Annotated in this window: 15 protein-coding genes; 10 read left to right on the top strand and 5 right to left on the bottom strand. The window is 60.6% G+C overall.

Annotated elements, in window-relative coordinates:
• Positions 1 to 19: 19 nt before the first annotated feature.
• Positions 20 to 244 (top strand): hypothetical protein, encoded by a 225-nt coding sequence (locus CLV84_RS11535; RefSeq protein WP_146088783.1) that lies wholly within the window; start codon positions 20 to 22, stop codon positions 242 to 244.
• Between the two features lie 159 nt (positions 245 to 403).
• Complete coding sequence (locus tag CLV84_RS11530; protein ID WP_104419945.1) at positions 404 to 1,654, top strand: dipeptidase; 1,251 nt, start codon at positions 404 to 406, stop codon at positions 1,652 to 1,654.
• Between the two features lie 36 nt (positions 1,655 to 1,690).
• On the opposite strand, the gene CLV84_RS11525 is transcribed toward CLV84_RS11530, so the two are convergent.
• Positions 1,691 to 2,092 carry a ribonuclease P protein component gene (locus tag CLV84_RS11525; RefSeq protein WP_104419944.1) on the bottom strand — a complete coding sequence of 134 codons (402 nt, stop codon included), beginning with the start codon at positions 2,090 to 2,092 and terminating at the stop codon, positions 1,691 to 1,693.
• An 83-nt stretch (positions 2,093 to 2,175) separates the two neighbouring features.
• Between CLV84_RS11525 and CLV84_RS11520 the strand changes: the two genes are divergently transcribed.
• Positions 2,176 to 2,730, top strand: a complete 555-nt coding sequence (locus CLV84_RS11520; RefSeq protein ID WP_104419943.1) for a Dps family protein — start codon at positions 2,176 to 2,178, stop codon at positions 2,728 to 2,730.
• 180 nt (positions 2,731 to 2,910) lie between these two features.
• Here the strand turns inward: CLV84_RS11520 and gyrB are convergent, their stop codons facing one another.
• The 3 genes from gyrB to CLV84_RS11505 all read right to left on the bottom strand — a co-directional run bounded on the left by gyrB (position 2,911) and on the right by CLV84_RS11505 (position 6,945).
• Positions 2,911 to 4,875 (bottom strand): DNA topoisomerase (ATP-hydrolyzing) subunit B, encoded by a 1,965-nt coding sequence (gyrB, locus tag CLV84_RS11515; protein ID WP_104419942.1) that lies wholly within the window; start codon positions 4,873 to 4,875, stop codon positions 2,911 to 2,913.
• A 118-nt stretch (positions 4,876 to 4,993) separates the two neighbouring features.
• The gene (locus CLV84_RS11510) at positions 4,994 to 5,695 is read right to left on the bottom strand and encodes a TIGR04283 family arsenosugar biosynthesis glycosyltransferase (protein WP_104419941.1); all 702 of its coding nucleotides are present in this window, start codon (positions 5,693 to 5,695) and stop codon (positions 4,994 to 4,996) included.
• Positions 5,696 to 5,745: 50 nt separating this feature from the next.
• The gene (locus CLV84_RS11505) at positions 5,746 to 6,945 is read right to left on the bottom strand and encodes a class I SAM-dependent rRNA methyltransferase (RefSeq protein WP_104419940.1); all 1,200 of its coding nucleotides are present in this window, start codon (positions 6,943 to 6,945) and stop codon (positions 5,746 to 5,748) included.
• A 58-nt stretch (positions 6,946 to 7,003) separates the two neighbouring features.
• Between CLV84_RS11505 and CLV84_RS11500 the strand changes: the two genes are divergently transcribed.
• The 4 genes from CLV84_RS11500 (at position 7,004) to CLV84_RS11485 (ending at position 12,229) form a co-directional block, all read left to right on the top strand.
• A complete protein-coding gene (locus CLV84_RS11500; protein WP_104419939.1) occupies positions 7,004 to 9,238 on the top strand; it encodes a hypothetical protein in 2,235 nt (744 codons plus the stop codon).
• 81 nt (positions 9,239 to 9,319) lie between these two features.
• Positions 9,320 to 10,567, top strand: coding sequence for a PP2C family protein-serine/threonine phosphatase (locus CLV84_RS11495; protein ID WP_104419938.1), 1,248 nt, complete (start codon positions 9,320 to 9,322; stop codon positions 10,565 to 10,567).
• A gap of 20 nt (positions 10,568 to 10,587) precedes the next feature.
• Complete coding sequence (locus CLV84_RS11490; RefSeq protein ID WP_104419937.1) at positions 10,588 to 11,544, top strand: NINE protein; 957 nt, start codon at positions 10,588 to 10,590, stop codon at positions 11,542 to 11,544.
• 25 nt (positions 11,545 to 11,569) lie between these two features.
• Complete coding sequence (locus CLV84_RS11485) at positions 11,570 to 12,229, top strand: CBS domain-containing protein (RefSeq protein WP_104419936.1); 660 nt, start codon at positions 11,570 to 11,572, stop codon at positions 12,227 to 12,229.
• Here the strand turns inward: CLV84_RS11485 and CLV84_RS11480 are convergent.
• Positions 12,226 to 15,048, bottom strand: coding sequence for a TolB family protein (locus CLV84_RS11480; RefSeq protein WP_104419935.1), 2,823 nt, complete (start codon positions 15,046 to 15,048; stop codon positions 12,226 to 12,228). The two genes, CLV84_RS11485 and CLV84_RS11480, sit on opposite strands and share 4 nt — an antisense overlap.
• Before the next feature lie 248 nt (positions 15,049 to 15,296).
• On the opposite strand from CLV84_RS11480, the gene CLV84_RS11475 reads away from it, so the two are divergent.
• From CLV84_RS11475 to CLV84_RS11465, 3 genes are read left to right on the top strand one after another with little or no spacing between them, the layout of a single operon-like run.
• The gene (locus CLV84_RS11475) at positions 15,297 to 16,736 is read left to right on the top strand and encodes an ATP-grasp domain-containing protein (RefSeq protein ID WP_104419934.1); all 1,440 of its coding nucleotides are present in this window, start codon (positions 15,297 to 15,299) and stop codon (positions 16,734 to 16,736) included.
• On the top strand, positions 16,733 to 17,689 hold the full coding sequence (locus CLV84_RS11470; RefSeq protein ID WP_104419933.1) for an ATP-grasp domain-containing protein: 957 nt from the start codon (positions 16,733 to 16,735) through the stop codon (positions 17,687 to 17,689). Before CLV84_RS11475 ends, CLV84_RS11470 begins: the two co-directional genes overlap by 4 nt.
• Entirely contained in the window at positions 17,676 to 18,644 is a 969-nt protein-coding gene (locus tag CLV84_RS11465) for a succinylglutamate desuccinylase/aspartoacylase family protein (RefSeq protein WP_104419932.1), read from the top strand. The genes CLV84_RS11470 and CLV84_RS11465 overlap by 14 nt, the downstream gene beginning before the upstream one ends.
• Positions 18,645 to 18,727 lie beyond the last annotated feature (83 nt).

Genomic DNA, 18,727 nt, shown 5'->3' with positions numbered 1-18,727 from the left:
TTGGTAACACCCGGTGCGGGTGGGGTCGTCGGACCGGTCTTCCCCCGACGAGAAGTCGCCCGACGAGTGGTCGTCCAACGAGAAGTCGCCCGACGAGTGGTTGCCCGACGAGAAGTCGTCCAACGAGTGGTCGTCCAACGAGAAGTCGCCCGACGAGTGGTTGCCCGACGAGAAGTCGTCCAACGAGAAGTCGCCCGACGAGTGGTCGTCCGACGAGAAGTCGTCCGACGACTACGGAAGGTAACATCACCCTCCCGACCCCCCGCCATCACGACCGGAAAGCACCCCTCATCCCCAGTGCATAGCACGGGGTCTACCAGAAATGCCTGTTTCTCGTTATGTTTGTCTTACCGGCCCGCCGGAGTCGATCGCCCTACCTACTCACTACGTACAACCAAGCCAAATGCTCCGTCTACTCCTGCCCGCTCTCTTGTTTACCGTCCTGCAATCCTGCGGCGACAGCGGTGCTACCGCTCCCGAAGGAAAATCCGACGTCGAGCTCCGCGCCCACGCCGACAGCCTCGCCCGGCAAACCATCATCATCGACGGTCACGTCGACCTACCCTACCGGTTAAAGGTCAATAACTTTCGCCTGGAGCGGGAAATGCTCGGTATTCCCGTGGAAACGAACGAAGGGGACTTCGACTACGTCCGCGCCGTGGAAGGCGGACTGGATGCGCCCTTTATGTCCATATACATTCCCGCCCGCCTCCAGGAAGAAGTCGGCGGCTCCCCCGCCCTGGCGGACAGCCTGATCGATATGGTCAAGGGCATCGTCGAGGCCCACCCCGACAAATTCGCCCTCGCCACCAGCCCCGATGACGTGGAAAAGAATTTTGCCAACGGGATCATGAGCCTGCCCTTGGGCATGGAGAACGGAAGCCCCATCGAAGACAAGCTGGAACGGGTCGAGGAATATTACGACAAAGGGATCCGCTACATCACGCTGACCCACTCCAAGGACAACCTGATCTCGGATTCCAGCTACGACACCACGGCCATCAACGGCGGCCTCAGTCCCTTCGGGGAAGCGGTCGTTCGCGAAATGAACCGCGTCGGCATCATGGTAGACGTCAGCCACATCAGTGACTCGGCGTTCTGGGACGTGATGGAAATTACCGAGGTTCCGGTTATCGCCAGCCACTCCTCGGTTCGCCACTTCACGCCCGATTTCGAGCGCAACATGAACGACGAGATGATTAAACGCCTGGGCGAGAACGGCGGCGTCATCCAGATCAACTTCGGCTCCACCTTCCTCGACGGTGCGCTGCGCTCCCGGCAGGATAGCCTGCGCGAGGAGTTCATGGCCCGACTCAACCAACGGGGGTACGCAAACGGATCGGAGGAGGCGGATGCCCTGGCCGATAGTTTCCAGATCGAAAATCCTACCCTCTATTCGGACGTCGAAATGGTGGCCGACCACATCGACCGCGTTGTCCAGATCGCCGGTATCGACCACGTCGGCCTCGGATCGGACTTCGACGGCGTGGGCGACAGTCTACCCACCGGCCTCAAAGACGTGGCCGACTATCCCAACCTGATTTATGCCCTGCTCAAGCGCGGCTACTCCGACGAAGACATCAAGAAGGTGCTTTCCGGTAACGTGCTCCGCGTATGGCGGGCCGTAGAGGCCGCCTCCTCTGCCCGCGGCTAACGAACAAGGACACACCCGGCCGTACGCCCGTTTACCCTATCCTTGGGAAAGGATCCCATCCAGCTGAACGAGCAATTTCCGCATCTTCCGCTCGATGGCGGCGTAGGGCATGGCTTCCTTGCCGGTGTACATAAAAAGAAGATGGCACTGCAGCTGTTCGGTGGTACACCGCTCCTGCGTCCCCGCAAAAACGGCCTTGTTCAGCCGATAGGCCTCCAGCATCCTGCGCTTTAGCAGGTTGCGCCGGACCGCGGATTTGAAGCGCTTCTTCGGAACGACGAAGGCCGCCCGGACGCCGAAGGGCATCTCTCCACCCGCTTCCCGACGGTACAGCACCCGAAGCGGATAAGCCGCCACCGACCGGCCGTCGGGGCCGAATAGCTGCCCGATGCTGCGCCGCGATTTAAGACGTTCGGTAGAAAAATGGCGTTGCGACATAGGTCCGGTGGGTTAGTGGGTCAATGAGCGAACTTGCGACCCCGGCTTCCCGTTGAAATAGCGTAACAAAAACGAAAGAAATTATGACTAAGTCACCTAGCAATAACATCAAAAAAGCCGCCCTCGATACCCCGACCGACCTGAAACCGGAAGGCGTAAAGAAAATCACCGAAGCCATCAATCCCCTGGTGGCCGACCTTATCGCCCTGTGGGTAAAGACCAAAAATTACCACTGGCACATGTCGGGTCGCCACTTCCGCGACTACCACCGCATGCTCGACGTACAGAGTGAGGAACTGCTGGAAACCGTAGACCCCCTTGCCGAACGCGTACGTAAGCTTGGTGGGAAGACCATTACCAGCCTGGCCCAGATCGTCAAGCTGACCAACGTCGTTGACAATGACGAAGCGCAGATCGCCCCCCGCGACATGCTGCTCGACCTGATGCAGGAGAATAAGAAGATGGCCCACAACCTCCGCGAAGCTCACGATATCTGCGAGGAGAACGAAGACATCGGCGGTGCCAGCCTGATCGAGGACTACATCAACCAAACGGAGCGCCGTACCTGGTTCCTTTTCGAAGCTACCCGCGAAGTGGAAACCGGTAACGCCCCCGCTAACGACGGCAAGAAGAAGTAATGTTTTCTGGCCGCAAACAGAAAGCCCCGACTCGGTTCTCCGAGTCGGGGCTTTTTTTGGGTGCGAGGCTCTGGTTGCTGGGTGCTATGTGCTAGTTTCAGGGTACTGGTTGCCGAGACATTCGGTCCCACCTCTATGGAAGATTTAACCAACAACCAGTAACCAGCAACCAGTCCTCCCCTACACATCCACCTTGGCGTACTTGGCGTTAGCTTCGATGAAGGCACGGCGGGGGGGCACCTCGTCGCCCATCAGCATGCTGAACACGCGGTCGGCCTCGGAGCTTTCCTCGATGGCGACCTGCTGCAGCATGCGGGTGTCGGGGTCCATGGTCGTCTCCCAGAGCTGGGTGGCGTTCATTTCGCCCAGACCTTTGTACCGCTGCACCTTCACGGCACCATCGTTTTCACCCTTGCTGTAGTTGGCAATGGCCTCGCGGCGTTCCTCCTCGGTCCAGCAGTAGCGGAACTGCTTGCCCCGGCGTACCTGGTACAGCGGCGGCTGGGCGATGTAGACGTATCCGCCGGCCACGAGGGCGTGCATGTAGCGGAAGAAGAAAGTCAGGATCAGCGTTACGATGTGGCTACCGTCGACGTCGGCGTCACACATGATGATGATCTTGTGGTAGCGCAGCTTTTCCAGGTTCAGTACCCGTTCGCCGTGCTGGCCCTCGACGATGCTCACGCCCAGGGCGGTGAACATGTTTTTGATCTCCTCATTCTCGTAGATCTTGTGCTCCATGGCCTTTTCCACGTTCAGGATCTTACCGCGAAGGGGCAGGATCGCCTGGAAAGCGCGGTTGCGCCCCATCTTGGCGGTTCCACCGGCCGAATCGCCCTCGACGAGGTAGATCTCCGACCCTTCCGGGTCCTTGTTGGAGCAGTCGGCCAGTTTGCCGGGCAAGCCGGTACCGGTAAGTACGTTCTTGCGTTGTACCATCTCCCGGGCCTTGCGGGCGGCGTGGCGGGCGGTGGCGGCGATAATCACCTTGTCGATGATGCGCTTGGCTGCATCGGGATTCTCTTCGAGCCAGTGGCCGACGCTCTCGCCGACCGCGCGGCTGACGATGCCCGTGACCTCGCTGTTGCCGAGTTCGCCCTTCGTCTGCCCCTTGAACTGCGGTTCCGGCACTTTCACGGAAACGACGGCGGTAAGTCCTTCGCGGAAATCCTCCCCGCTGACTTTGAACTTCAGCTTTTTAAATAGGCCGTTATCGTCGCCGTACTTGGTGAACAGGCGGTTGACGGCCCGGCGGAAACCGTTCACGTGGGTACCGCCCTCGCGGGTCTTGATGTTGTTGACGAAGGAGTAAATGTTCTCCTGGTAGGTGGTATTGTACTGCATGGCCACCTCTACCTCTACGTTGTCTTCCGTGGACTTGACGTAAATGGCTTCCTCGATGAGGTCCTGTTTGCCTTCGTCAAGGTATTTGACCATTTCGGCCAAACCGCCTTCGCTGTAGAATTCCTTGCGCAGGTGCTTACCGTCCTCGTCGGTCTGCCGCTCGTCGGTGATACTCAGGTACAGGCCGCTGTTCAGGAACGCCAGCTCCTGCATGCGGTTGGCCAGCGTCTCGTACTTGTAGACCACCGATTCGAAGATGGTCGTGTCCGGGGTGAAGTTGATCGTCGTACCCGACTTTTCGGCTTCTCCGACAACGTGGACCTCGTTCTGCGGCTTTCCCTCGCTATAGTCCTGCTGGTAGATCTTGCCGCCTCGGTGGACGGTCGCCCGCAGGTGACTGGACAGCGCGTTCACACAGGAAACGCCGACCCCGTGGAGACCACCGGATACCTTGTACGTGTCCTTATCGAATTTACCCCCCGCGTGGAGGATCGTCATGACGACCTCCAGGGCCGATTTACCGAGTTTAGCGTGGTTTTCTACGGGAATGCCCCGGCCGTCGTCCTGGACGGTGATGGAGTTATCCGGGTGAATGATCATATCGATGCGGCTACAGTAGCCGGCGAGGTGCTCGTCGATCGAGTTGTCGACCACCTCCCAGACGAGGTGGTGCAGGCCCCGCGTATCCGTGCCGCCGATGTACATACCGGGGCGTTTGCGGACGGCCTCGAGGCCTTCCAGTGCGGTAATATTATCCGCACCGTAGTCGCCGCGATTGGCCGGTTCGTTATTCTTTGTCATACCAACAAAAGTACAAAAATTGTGCCAGCTTTCCTAGGTAATCGGCGACATTGAACCGGCATTTTGCGCCGGGGCGCGGGTAGCGGAAAAACCAGTATTTGCCGGCCTTTCCCCTACCCTAGCGCAACTTTAGCATCCGCCGGTACGTCTCGACCATTTCCCGCTGCGGAGCTCCCCGTTGGTACATTCGGAAAAGGCGAAGATTGGCCCACTGGACCCGCAGCCAACCGTTGGCGTGGTATTTCCGATCGGAGACCACGATCGCACGCGGAATCACCCGGAATGGCAGCTGCAAGCGCCGCGCCCGCTGAATGATGTCGTAATCCTCCATAATGTCCATATCCGCATCGAATCCGCCGAGTTGCTCCCACGCGCTCCGGGCGACGAACAGCGACTGATCCCCGCCCCGGCAGGCCAGCCCCCCAAAGCGGGTGAAAAAGGCATTTACGGCAAGCAGGGGATTTTCCGAATCGAAGCGGAACCGATAACAGCCCATCGGCGACCCGTCGGCCACGCTCCGACGAATATCGGTGTAGAACCCCCGCGGGGGCCGGGTATCCGCGTGGACGAAGTAATAGACGTCGTCGGGGTCATCGTGCAGGGCCGCCGCTTCGTTCATCTGGCGCCCACGGCCCGTTGCGGCACAGGCCAGATAGCCTACCCGGCCCGACCGGCGTACAACCTCCTCGGTATCGTCCGTACTCCCCCCGTCGGCCACGGTGATGCTGCCCCGGCCATTCAGCTCGTCGAGCAGGTAAGGTAGTAGCCGGCGGAGTTGGTCCGCCTCATTCACGACCGGAATGACAATGTGGAGCCGCATAGTAGATTAGTCGGATGTAAGGCAGGTACGAAGGAGCGGAAGATAGTGGATCAGTCGAGGCGGTAATACCCCGTTTTGAGGTACGCTCCCTCCAGAAAACCGATCGGATGGTCGGTATCGTGGAAGGTCTTTTCCAGCAGCCGGTAAGTCCGGCCACTCTTCTTCAGCACCCGCTCCACCGTTGCGAAAAAATCGTCGGCACTTACCCGCGCCGAACAGGACGCCGCCACCAGCACCCCGCCCGGGCGCACCAGCGGCACCGCCAGCGTATGAATGCGCCGGTAAGCATCGAGGGCGCCGCGCACCTCCTTCTCCCGCTTGGCGAAACTCGGCGGATCAACCACCACGATCCCAAAATCCTCCTTCCGTCGGGCGATCTGCTCCAGCTCCTGGAAGGCATCACCCGCTACGGTTTCGTGCCGGGGGTCTTCCCCGAAGTTGAGCGCCACATTTCGCCGGGCAACCTCCAGGGCCGGTCCGCTGATGTCGAGGCTCACCACCCGGTAGGCACCGCCGGCCAGGGCGTGAACGCTAAATCCTCCCGCGTAGCTGAATACGTCGAGTACGTCCTGGCCTTCGGACAACTCCCCCACCCGCTTCCGGTTGTGGCGGTGGTCGAGGAAGAAGCCGGTTTTGTGGCCTTCGAGTACGTTGGCGTAAAACTTCAGATTGTGCTCGCGGAAGGTAATTTCCGGCTCGGGGAGCGATCCGGCCAGCAACGCGCCGTCGCGGTAGTCAGCCTGCGGCGATACCAACCGGGCCAGACGGAGCACGGCCGTGTCCACCTTCGCCGTGCGCAGCACCAACGGGTAAAGGATTTCCAGGTACGGGAACCACGCCGGCGTGTAGAGCTTAATGACGGCCACGTTGGCGTAGACATCCACGATCAACCCCGGGAAGCCGTCGTTCTCGCCGTGCACCAGGCGGTAGCCATCGGTATTCAGCTTCAGCAATGGCAGCCGAAGCTTGCGGGCCGCCTTCAGTCGTTCGGCGAAGAAGGCTTCGTCGATGCGGATCCCGCCCCCGGCGTGGAGCACCCGGATCCGGATGGGCGATTCCGGATCGTAAAGCCCCACCCCGATGCAGCGATCTTTCTTCCGGTCGAAAATAATGGCGAGGTCGCCCGGATTGCCGTCGCCCTTAACCGACTCTACCGCCCCGTCGAACAGCCAGGGGTGGCCGGCGCGGAGGATACGTTCACCCTGGGGGGTAAGGCGGGTGGCTAAGCGGGAGGGGGAATGGTCGGGCAAGCTAGGGGGAGCGGAATGTGGTTTGCGGCCGGCAAATATAGTCCTAATTTGCCGGGGTATGCGCACCTTCCTGCACAACGTTTACCGCTCCTTTCCCATCCAGCTCCTGCTGCTGCACCTGCGTACGAATACCCTACTGCTGACCCTGTGGCTCCTCCTGCTGTTCATGATGGCCGGCCTGCTCGGACCTCGCCTGGGCTTGCAGTATCTTTTTCTGGACCCGGAATACCTCGGCGAGACGGGCTATTTCTCCTTTCTCATCGTCGGGGTGGCTTTCGGCTTCTTCACCATGAGCTGGAACCTGAGCACCTACCTGTTGCTGGGCGGCTACTTCAACTTTCTCGCCAGCCTGACGCGCCCCTTCCTTAAGTTTTGTATCAACAACGCCCTGCTGCCCCTGGCTTTCCTGCTTACTTACTGGGTGTTGCTCCTCCGCTTTCATCCGCTGGGGGAGGGCGCCGGAGCGCAGGTGCAGGGTATTACCGGCCTGACGATCGGCCTGGCCCTGAGCCTTTTCCTGTATTCGATCTACTTCAACCTCACCAACCGCGACATCGCCTATTACACCGGCTACCGCGAGCCTCCCCCCAATAAGGGACCGAGCGACCCGGCCGAAAAATTCTACCGGCCGGTTCGCGGCACCCCCCTCGGGCCCCAAATCGTCAATCAGTACGATAACCCCTTCCAAGTACGCTTCTACCTCAATACCCGGCTCCGCCTGCAACGGGTGCGCTCGGTAGCCCACTACGACACCGCCATCCTGCGCAACATCTTCCGGCAGAACCACGTGAACGCCCTGATCCTGCAGTTCGCCTCGATCATGATCCTCGTGATCCTGGGTCTCATGATCGACTGGCCTACCTTCCAGCTTCCGGCCGGTGCCAGTTTTTTTATTCTCTTCAGCCTCTTCGTGTCCATCGTTGGGGCGGTCAGCTACTGGTTTGCCAACTGGCGGCTGCCGCTGTTGATCCTGATGTTGGTAGGCGTCAATTTCCTCACCAGCACCCCCTTTTTCGACCATGGCAACCAGGCCTACGGGCTCAACTACGACACCAACGCCCCGTACACCCTCGATACCCTTTACGGCCTGTACCACCCCGATACCCTGCGGACCGATATCGACCGTACCACCGCCATCCTCGACCGCTGGCGGGCCAAGCAACCCACCGGTAAGCCCAAGCTGGTCATTCTCTGTGCCAGCGGCGGCGGACTCACGGCCTCGCTTTGGGCTACCCACCTCGCTCAGAGTATTCAGGAATGCAGCGGCGGCCGGCTACTGGAGTCTACCGCCCTCATCACGGGGGCCAGTGGCGGCATGCTCGGCCTGGCCTACGTCCGGGAACAATACCTGCGGGAGGCTTCCTTTCGCCAGGACAACTTTCGCCGCCTCGAAGACGTCAGCAACGACCTCCTGAACCCCGTCGCCTTTTCGATCGTCAGCAACGACATCTTCCTCCCTTTCCGGCGGGTACGCGTCGGCAACCAAACCTACCGCCGCGACCGCGGCTATGCCTTCGAAAGAGCGTACAACACGGCCACCGGTTTTCAGCTGGACCGCCCCATCGCAGCGTACCGCGATCCGGAAGCCACGGCCGAAATCCCCTTGCTCTTCGTGACGCCCAGCATCGTGGAAGACGGCCGACGGATGGTGATCTCCCCCCAGGGCGTCAGCTACATGATGGCGCCGCCCGTCACCCGCCGCAGCGACGTACCCCTCGGGCCCGACATGGTCGACTTCGGCCGCCTACTCGCCCGGCAAGAGGCCGACAGCCTCCGCATGAGTTCCGCCCTGCGAGCCAATGCCTCCTACCCCTACGTCCTCCCCCAGGTAAGCCTGCCCACCGAGCCCCTCATCCGCCTCATGGACGCCGGCTACCGCGACAATTACGGCATCACCTCCGCCGTCCGCTTCATCCACGTCTTCGAAGACTGGATAGCGGCGAACACCTCCGGCGTTGTGCTCGTCCAGATCAGTGCCTTCCGCGACCAACTGATCCCAGACGACGGCCGCCGTGGCGTCATCTCCGGACTGTTCAGCCCCCTCGGGGTCGCCGGTAACATTCTCGGCCTCCAAATCCTCGACCAGGAGGAATTGCTCGCGGGGGTCTACCGCAGCCTGGGTCCGGGCAAGTTTCAGCTCTTTCGCTTCAACTACCAACCCCGCGAAGACGACCCCCTCCGCACCTCGGTCTCCCTCCACATGACCGATTTCGAACGCACCCAGGTCCTGCGCGCTTTCGACGACCCCCTCCTCCAACAACAGGTAGATCGCCTCATCACCCTCCTCCACTAAAGCCGCAGGCCACCAAGCGAACGCAGTGCGCACTAAAGCCGCAGGCTACTAACCGAACGCAGTGCGCACTATATTTACCCCATGTCCCAGCCCATCACAAGAGTCAACCGCCTGGAGCGCGAGCTCCACCTGCGTCAGCTACAGGTGCGGCGTCTGCTGCAGATGACCCAGGCCATCAACAACAACGTCTCGGCCGAGGATCTTTTTCAGATGTACCGGGCATTCCTCCGCCAGGAGCTTGGCGTCAACGAAATGGCCCTCTTCGTCCGGGAAAACGACCGGGACGAAGAATGGCGGCTGGCCATCTCGCTGGGGCTGGACAACGTCGAACTCCCCGAGGGGACGGATTACAGCCAGGAGCTAATGGACCTGAAGCGAGCGGTCAACATCGACGAGCCCGACCATCCGCTCTTCCGCCACTTCGAGCACGTAGTCCCGGTACTCCATAAGGAACGCCCCATCGCCTTCATCCTCATCGGTAGCTTCAGCGACGAAGACGATATGTACGAACGGGTACAGATCATCACCACCATCAGCAACGTAATCGCCGTAGCCATCGAGAACAAGCGCCTCTTCCGACGCCAACTCGAGCAGGAGCGGCTGGAGGCCGACCTCGACCTCGGCGCGAAGGTGCAGCATATGCTCATCCCGAAGGACTTGCCCGCCAACGACTTCTACGAGCTCAGCGCCATCTACCGCCCCAAACTCGGGGTGGGCGGCGATTACTTCGATTTCCGGGAGTTCACGGACGGGAAGCTGGTCTTCTGTATCGGCGATTTCACCGGCAAGGGCGTCAGCGCCGCCTTGCTCATGGCCAATTTCCAGGCCAACTTCCACACCCTCATTCGCAAGCGGACCGACCTGCACGACTTCGTAGCCGAAATCAACGAAAGCGTCTACCGCATCACCAACGGAGAACGTTTCGTCACCTTTTTCGTAGCCGAGTACGACCGGGTAGCCCACCAGCTCCGCTACGTCAATGCCGGTCATCCACCCGCGGTCCTCGTCAGCGAAAACAGTTTTCAGCTCCTGGATAAGGGCACCACGGTACTCGGATCCATCGAAACCCTGCCCATGCTCGAAGTGGGCGTGGTGGACCTCCCCCCGCAGGCGCTTATCGTTACCTACACGGACGGGCTGACCGATCTGCAAAGCGTCGCCGGGGAAATGTTCGAGGAGGAGATCCTACATCAGTTCGCCCGCCGGCAGTACTATCGCTCGGCACAGGTCTTCAACGAGAACCTGCTGGCACGGCTGGAAGACTTTCGGCAGGAAATGTCATATCCCGACGATCTAACTATCCTTACCTGCCGGATTTTTGGCGAGTAATCCAGAACGAAAGCCGGCGTTTGATCGTTCCCCTAGGTAAGATGAAGGATAAAACGATCGCGGCGATCCTGGCTTTTTTCGGGGGTATCATCGGCCTTCAGCGCTTTTACCTCGGACAGAAAGGCATGGGCATGGCGCACCTCTTTTTTTTTGTGCTGGCCGTCTCCGCGGGACCTACTCCCTTCACCGTCATGCTCATTTCGCTGGCGGCTATTTTCGGTATCATCGACTCGATATCCTTCCTGTCGATGGACGACCGGGAATTCGACCTCAAGTATAACCAGCCAATGGCGCAGACCTCCACCGTCGGAGATTCCGCCCACCAACGGCAACAATTTGGTACCATGACCGACCGGGAAAGACGGTTCCAGCAACGGCAACGCGAACGAGCCGAGAAAGAACGGGAGCGCGTCCGTCAGGCCAAGGAGCGCAACAATCAGCGTACCGAACCGCCCACGACCACCGGTCGGCAAAACCAGGCGAAACAGGACCCGGGTCGTGGCGATCGGGAACGCGGCGTATTTTATTTCAAGGATTTTGAGTACCAACGGGCCATCGAGGCGTTTCAGAAAGCACTAACCAAAAACCCACGCGACGTAGCCTCTCACTTCAATATCGCCTGCGCCTACTCGGTAGAGGAAGAAGCCGACCGGGCTTTCTACCACCTGGATCGGGCCGTCGCGCTGGGTTTCGACGATTTCGACCGGATCCGCACCCACGACAGCCTGGCCTACCTGCGGATTCAGAACGCCTATCCACAATTCGCCCGTAATCATTTTCGCTTAGCCTCCGCTTCCCCCCAACCTGCTCCCAACTTCGAGGATCCCCTCGTCGAAAAAAATCAGGATGATGCACCCCACGAGCCACCCGTCACCGACGAGTTGCTCGATCAACTCCAACGACTAGCCTCCTTGCGTGAAAAAGGGCTGCTCACAGAGGTGGAGTTCGCCACGCAAAAACGAAGACTACTCGGCTAGATTTTATTCCCTACTTTCCCTCCCGATGACTGCTGACTTCCTGATTACCGACTCCATCGTTCCCCTGCGCCCTTCCGATACCGGCGAGGAAGCCCTTGGCATAATGAACGAGTTTTATATCCGCCACTTACCCGTAGTAGAGGGCGCGAAGCTAGTCTCCGTCATCTCCGAAAACGACGTGCTCGATGCCGATCCCGAAGATTCGGTCGGCAACTACCGCACCCCCCTGCTCCCGCCCTCCGTGTTTCCGGACGATCACCTCTACGATGTCATGCGCCAATTGGTGGAGAACAATCTTACCGTGGTACCCGTCATCAACCGGGAAGGCGAATACATCGGTATGGTCACCGGGGAAGACCTGTTGCGGTTCTTCGCAACGTCCAGCACCTTCAGCGACCCAGGGTCCATCGTGGTGTTGGAAATGGCCCGCCAGGATTACAGCCTCGCCGAGATCGCCCGCATCGTGGAAAGCGATAACGCCATCATTCTCAGTTCTTTCGTTCGCAGTGACGTGGATACCAACCAGGTGGAAGTAACTCTCAAGCTCAACAGCCAGAGCATCGCGGGCACCATCGCCACCTTCGAGCGTTTCAAGTACCAGGTAAAGGCAAGCTTCAACGAGAAGCAGCTACAGGATACGCTCCGGGAGCGCTTCGATAGCCTGATCAACTACCTGAACGTCTAAAAGCTGCCGCTCAGCAGCACCCGAAACTGGATATCGTTCGTGTCGGCGGAGAATACGTCCCGGGTCAGCCGGTACGCCGCCTCCACCCCCACCGTGATCAGCTGGGCGTTCAGCCACACGTTATCGAAGTAGAATTGTCCGCCCACGCTTTGCTCGTCGAAGGTTAACTCCTCACGGAAGTCCAGCCGAAACTGACTGTAATCGTAAAAGACGTTCAGTCGGACCCGCTTGAAGTAGGTGATTCCCAGAATTCCCAAGTCCGGATACAGCAGGGGAAGCTGGTAATTGGCCCCGAGCCGGTACACCCCGTCGTTCAGCGGCGCGGTGAATCCCCGGGCGTAGCGGAAGACATCCGGATACTGATACAGGTTCACCGCCGACTCCGATTGCGCGTCCACGTCCAGCCGGATCCCATGGGTCCGAAAGATGCCGGGTAAGTAAAAGGAAGAGCGGACAAGCAATCGCTCGCCGGCGGCAACATCGCCCAGCGCCCGGTCGTAGACGACCGAAGCACTGGCTCCCAAATGGGGCTGAACCTGCCGGAATGCCGTACGGCGCAGGGAGCTGAACCGCAACCCCAAACTCAAATTCCCGAAGTCGGGCGGTAGCGTCCCTTCCTCCAGGTCCTGAATGCTGTAATATTGGTAGCCCACCGAAGGCACCACCGTGGTCGTCGTGTTCCCTTCCACCCACTGCAGGGGTAGGCTTATGGTGGGGCCGACCGTGAGTTGGTTAAATTCCTGGCCGTAGAATTGCAAGCTATCGGTCCGGTCCGCCTGCACCGTCGTATTGCGGTCGCGGTACTGTCCCTCCAGCGCGATCACCGGAAATAGCCCGCCGTAGGTCAGGTTCACGCCCCCGGCGTAGCGGTCTTCGTTGAAGTTGTATTCGCCGGATACCGTCATCGCGGCCGTATTCAGGGCGTTGCCGAATTCCACCGCCACGCCCGGAGTCACGTAGCTCCCGTTGAAGGACCAACTGTGCAGCTTGATGCCGCCGAGGGTGTTGGAAAAATTCGAGGTCGGGTAATCGTTCACCACCAGGTCGACCGGCAAATTAGCGGATTCGGCGGCAAAGGCAGCCGGGCGTTCGAAAATTCCGGCGGTAATGTCGTCACCTGAAGTGCCGCTCACCTCCTGATCCGACGGTACCAGCCGGTGCAAGCGTTCGCCCTGCGGTGTCGGGGTGGCATAGTAGAGGGTATCCCCCGCCAGGTGCGGAAAGTATGCGCCGACCGCCACGTTCGTGAGTTGGCGGCGCACGCCGGTTACGGGATCCAAAGTGTAAACGTTATCCACGCCGCTACGGCCGCTGACGTACACTAAGCGACCGTCGGCGGCCACGTCCAGCATATCAATGGGGGCGACGGAGCGCGGGAGCACGGTTTCGATCACATCCGATGTCGGATCCCAGGCCGCGATCGCCACGCCGTCGTAGTCCTGTCCGAGGAAGTAAACCCGCTCGCCGTCCGCGGAAAAGACCGGCCAAGCGACATTGTTCTCCGCTACTTCGATCCGCTGCAGCACCGTCCCGTCGGAGGCGTCGAGAATGCGCAGTTCGGGTCCGCCGGCCAGGGCTTCGTACCAGACGGCCGCCAGTCGTTGTTGATCCGGGCTGAAGGAGGCGGAAACGTAGTGGCCCCCTTCCGTTAGTTTCCGCTGGCGACCGGTACGCAACTCGTAAACGACGAGGTCCGAATAGTTCTGGTTCGTGTAGCGGGGGTTCTGGGCGTACTCCGTCCAGAGGGCGAAACGGTCGGACAGGGCCAACCACGGTTCGCGCTGGATACCCGGGTGGGTGATGATGCGATCGATCGCGCCGACTTCCACCACGGCCGGTAGTTCCCGGTAACTGGTACGCAGGGCCAATAGGCGACCGCGATCGTCCACGAAGGGGAAACGGTAATTCCGGATGTCCTTATCACCGCCGGCAACCGGCTCTCCCGCTACGAGGGGCCGCCTGGTCGCCAGGGCGCTGTCCTGCAACCGCTCCAGGTCGAGCATCGTGGTCAGGTAGAGCTCGCGGGTAGACAGGTCGGTGCGCCGTTGCAGGGCCCGGCTGAAAGGATACAACAGACTGCGGTAGGCGGCCCCCTCCTGGAGGACCGGTTTCCAGACGTCATTGCCGAACCGCTCGCGGGCGTAAGTGGTCATGGCGTAGCCGTAGACGTAGTGGCTCGGCACGAGGCTTCGGAAACTGCCGTTGCGGGCCTTGGCGTAGGGGTGGACGATGTTGTTACGAAGCAGGGCCCGCAGTTCGCTACTGAAGGCCGGGGTACGACCGCGACCGCCGGCGGTGAGGGCGGTTTCGGCTACCACGGCGTCGCCCTCCGTGAACCAGTTCGGCGTGGCGATACCGCTCAGGGCCATCCAACCGATCTGGCCCTGCAGAATACTGGCCAACCGGGTAAGGCCGCGCCGCTCGTTGCTGGTCTGCTGCACGTGGCGGAATTCGTGGATGGAGAGCAGGTCGACCCAGTCCGTGTTACTGAGCTGGCTGAGGCGTTGTGGCGGCGTGGGGTAGAACTCCGAGCGGAAGGGCGCCAATCCCACGTAGCCGTTCACCGTCATATTCGGGGTTTGGAGTACGAGGTCGAAGTCGAAAAGCCGGTCGCCCACGCTGCGGTTATGGTCGACCGCCAGCTTATCGACCAGGCTGGCCACCCGACGGGCCCGGGTTTCGTAACCGGCCGGAAAGATTACCCGCACGTTTTCCGCCCGCAGCTGCTGCCAGTCGATCTCCGGCGGGTGAAGGCCGATATCCTGGGAACTGACCGCCCAGGGCAGCAGGGTAAGGAGCAGTAAGGGGATACATTTCATGCGACGGGCCGGTTTGCCGCTGCAATATTGCCTAAATCCTTGGCTTTTGCCCGAGCTGGCCCGTCCGCTATCACCGGTCTGTCGGTTGGGCTCCCTACACGACAGCCGGCAGCGGGTCCGGCGGTCCTACCGGCTGTTGCGGAGCCAATCCACCAACGGGGAATGCACGAAATCACCCACCAAACCACCCTACCCGTTGACTTTTGCGTTGCTCCTGCGTTTGCCGCAATAAATCCATCCACCACGATTTGAATAACCCACCCATTCAACGCATCGCTCCCGGCGCCTTTAAGGCCGAGACCCACTGGTATCCGAAGGCGCTGAACGCCACCATCCACCCGATGGTGAGTTTCTTCCTGAACCTGGACCGCGAGCGGATGGTCAGCAGGTACTGCCACCTCAACCCCCTGGTCGACCCCGACGGGCTGCGGGAGGTGCTCACCTACCAGTGCAAATACTTCCTCTGGGGCGGGGCCGACCTCATCAACGCCACCACCGCCCAGGGCCGCCGCCGAATGGTCATCATCGAGAACAACAGCTGCCCCTCCGGGCAGAAGAGCATGCCGCTCACCGACGACCACCAGGAGGAAGGCGGCTACCGGGTGCTGGTGGAGCGCACCTTCAAGCCCATGGTCGAAAAGCGGCAGACCAAGCGGGAGGGACGGCTGGCGGTGATTTACGACAAAAACCCCATGGAAGCGAGTGGCTACGCCGCCGCCATCGCGGATGCCTTCCAGGAAGAAGTCCTCTACATCTGCGATTACTACAACGCCCCCGAGCGGCACCTCAAGACCGAAGACGGCTGGCTTTACGCCCGGTACGAAGGCGAATGGGTGCGCCTCCGGGCCGTCTTCCGCTACCTGACGCAGCGGCCGTGGACCCGCCTCCCCCTCAATTCAAAAACGCGGATCCTGAACCCCATCGTCACCTGCCTGGCCGGCGGACGGAATAAGATGGTCGCCGCCAAGGCCTACGATTTATACAATGGGGAGATCCGGAAGTACGGACTCAAGATCCACACTCCGGAAACGATCTGGGACGTCACTCGCAACGAAATCCCCCTTTGGGTGGCGAAGCTCGGTGGGCAGGCCGTGGTGAAGGTGCCCTACAGCAACGCCGGGCAGGGAGTCTACACCATCACGAACCAGACGGAACTCGACGCCTTCATGGCCGAAGAAATCGATTACGAACGCTTCATCGTGCAGAGCCTCATCGGCAACTATGGCTGGAGCTCCACGGGGGGAGACGGGAAGTTCTTCCACGTCGGTACCATTCCGGACAAAAAGGGCCGCACCTTCGTAAGCGATATCCGGCTGATGGTCAGCAGCACGGAAGACGGTATCCGCCCGATCTGCTGCTACAGCCGTCGAGCCGAGGAGCCCCTGTCGGACGAACTAAAGGGCGGCAAAGAGAGTTGGGCCATGCTCGGCACCAACCTGTCGGAAAAGCTGGGTAATAACCAGTGGACCAGCGACACCAACCGCCTGCTGCTCATGGACCGCCGTGACTTCAACAAACTCGGCATCGGGCTCGACGACCTCATCGAGGCTTACATCCAGACCGTACTGAGCACCATCGCCATCGACCGCATGGCGCAAAAACTTTTTAACAGCAAGGGTAAGTTCAGCCTGCGCCTATTCTCCAGTCTGAACGACGACCCTACCCTGCTTTCCGAAATCCCCGCATGAAGCGACTGACCTTTCTCGTACTTACCGATCACTCCGGCCATTCCGATCAGAATTCCCTCTACGCCCTGGTTAACACCCTTTTCGCCGACCACCGTTGCGCACGCGTGGACCTGGCCAGCCGCGGCAACCCGCACAACGAAGCCTTTTTTGCGGGCGACGGGGCGCGGGTGCGGGGATTCACCGTGAACGAAACGGTACACTTCGACCCCGAAGCCAAGCACTTCAACACCGCCGACACGCTCCCGGAACTGACGGCCTACGACGTGGTCTGGCTGCGCTTACCCCACCCGATCCCGGAAGATTTTTTTCCGAAACTGCGCGCGCTGGTATCCGGCAGCCAGACCCTGATCGTCAACGACCCGTCCGGTATCGAGGCCACCAGCACCAAAGCCTTCCTCACGCAATTTCCCGACTGGACACCGCCGACGCGCATTGTGGAAACCGAGCGGGAAGCCCGGGATTTCGCCCGCCGCCACCCCATCGTCCTCAAACCGCTACGGGCTTACGGCGGCCAGGGCATTCTGCGCATGAACCATCCGGAAGAATCGTTGTCCGTATTTGAAGGACCGTACCTCGCGATGAAGTTTCTGAAGAACGTCAGCCAGGGCGACAAACGCATTCTGGTAGTAAACGGTAAAATTCTGGCGGCCTCCCTACGCATTCCGCCCCCGGGAGAATGGCTGTGCAACGTGGCCCGCGGCGGCACCTCCGTCGGGGCGGAGGTGAGCCCGGAGGAGGAGGACATGGTCACCGCCCTGGCTCCCGAGCTGCTGTCGCGCGGCATTTGCTTCGCGGGCATCGACACCCTGGTGAACGACGGGGGGCAACGCGTTCTTTCCGAAATAAACACCCTGAGCATCGGTGGTTTCCCCCAGGCGGAAGTCCAGACGGGTCGCCCGATCCTGCGCCAGGCGATTGACGAACTTTTGAACTACTGTTATGACCGCCGCTAATCCCGAAGTTCCCACCATCCTCAGCCTGGAAGCTATCGACCAGCCCGCCGCCTCCATCCGCAAGTACTGGTTGCGGATCATCAGTGACGGCCTTGGCGAACCCGTGCGGGTCCCCATCATCTGCGCCCGCGGCAACGAGGAGGGGCCGACGTTGGGCGTGACGGCCGCGGTGCACGGTGACGAATTGAACGGCATTCGGGTCATCCAGCGGCTTTTCGCCGACCTCGACGTGAACCATCTCAAGGGAATGGTGGTCGGCGTACTGGTGGTCAACGTGCCGGCCTTCCTCCGGCAAACGCGAGTGTACACCGACGGATTCGACCTGAACCACGTTATGCCGGGCCGGGAAAACGGGCGGGCCAGCGAGGTGTACGCCTACCGGCTGGTGGACCGGATCATCCGCCACTTCGATTACCTGCTCGACCTCCACACGGCCAGCCGCGGCCGGATCAACAGCTACTACGTGCGGGCGGACATGTCGCAGGAAGTGACCCGCCAACTGTCGATACTGCAGAATCCGCAGCTGATCGTCCATAACCCCCCCAGCGACGGCACCCTGCGGGGAGCGGCGGACGCGCTCGACATCCCGGCGGTTACGCTCGAAGTCGGCAACCCTGGCGTATACCAGCGCAGCATGATCCGTAGCGGTACGGAAGGCGTACACAACGTGCTGAGCTACCTGAAAATGACCCAGGACAACATCGTGCCCCCCGCATCGCCCCCGGTGATGTGCAAACGCAGCTACTGGATCTATACCCATACCGGCGGCCTGCTGACGCTGGAAGTGAACCTGCTGCAGGAGATAAAGGCTGGTGACCTAATCGCCACCCAGCGGGACGTCTTCGGCACGCTGAAGGAGCAATACCTGGCCCCGGAAGACGGCATCGTGATCGGCAAAAGCACCATGCCGGTGAACCGGAGCGGGGGGCGGATTTTGCATTTGGGGCTGGTGTAGGGATTGAATGCCGGGGAAAATCGAGTCCATTCGACCATCCGATTGGGTTACCGGGTATGGAACGCGCGGGGTTATGCAGGACG

Source organism: Neolewinella xylanilytica, assembly GCF_002934605.1.
GTDB classification, from domain to species: Bacteria; Bacteroidota; Bacteroidia; order Chitinophagales; family Saprospiraceae; genus Neolewinella; species Neolewinella xylanilytica.
This window is presented reverse-complemented; position numbering and strand designations above follow the sequence as displayed.

What these genes read in the sequence shown, in the direction of transcription:
- CLV84_RS11510 (WP_104419941.1), bottom strand. Translation starts at nt 5,695, where the DNA reads ATGCGGCTCCACATTGTCATTCCGGTCGTGAATGAGGCGGACCAACTC.
- CLV84_RS11520 (WP_104419943.1), top strand. Translation starts at nt 2,176, where the DNA reads ATGACTAAGTCACCTAGCAATAACATCAAAAAAGCCGCCCTCGATACC.
- CLV84_RS11500 (WP_104419939.1), top strand. Translation starts at nt 7,004, where the DNA reads ATGCGCACCTTCCTGCACAACGTTTACCGCTCCTTTCCCATCCAGCTC.
- CLV84_RS11470 (WP_104419933.1), top strand. Translation starts at nt 16,733, where the DNA reads ATGAAGCGACTGACCTTTCTCGTACTTACCGATCACTCCGGCCATTCC.
- CLV84_RS11465 (WP_104419932.1), top strand. Translation starts at nt 17,676, where the DNA reads ATGACCGCCGCTAATCCCGAAGTTCCCACCATCCTCAGCCTGGAAGCT.
- CLV84_RS11485 (WP_104419936.1), top strand. Translation starts at nt 11,570, where the DNA reads ATGACTGCTGACTTCCTGATTACCGACTCCATCGTTCCCCTGCGCCCT.
- CLV84_RS11525 (WP_104419944.1), bottom strand. Translation starts at nt 2,092, where the DNA reads ATGTCGCAACGCCATTTTTCTACCGAACGTCTTAAATCGCGGCGCAGC.
- gyrB (WP_104419942.1), bottom strand. Translation starts at nt 4,875, where the DNA reads ATGACAAAGAATAACGAACCGGCCAATCGCGGCGACTACGGTGCGGAT.
- CLV84_RS11530 (WP_104419945.1), top strand. Translation starts at nt 404, where the DNA reads ATGCTCCGTCTACTCCTGCCCGCTCTCTTGTTTACCGTCCTGCAATCC.
- CLV84_RS11495 (WP_104419938.1), top strand. Translation starts at nt 9,320, where the DNA reads ATGTCCCAGCCCATCACAAGAGTCAACCGCCTGGAGCGCGAGCTCCAC.
- CLV84_RS11480 (WP_104419935.1), bottom strand. Translation starts at nt 15,048, where the DNA reads ATGAAATGTATCCCCTTACTGCTCCTTACCCTGCTGCCCTGGGCGGTC.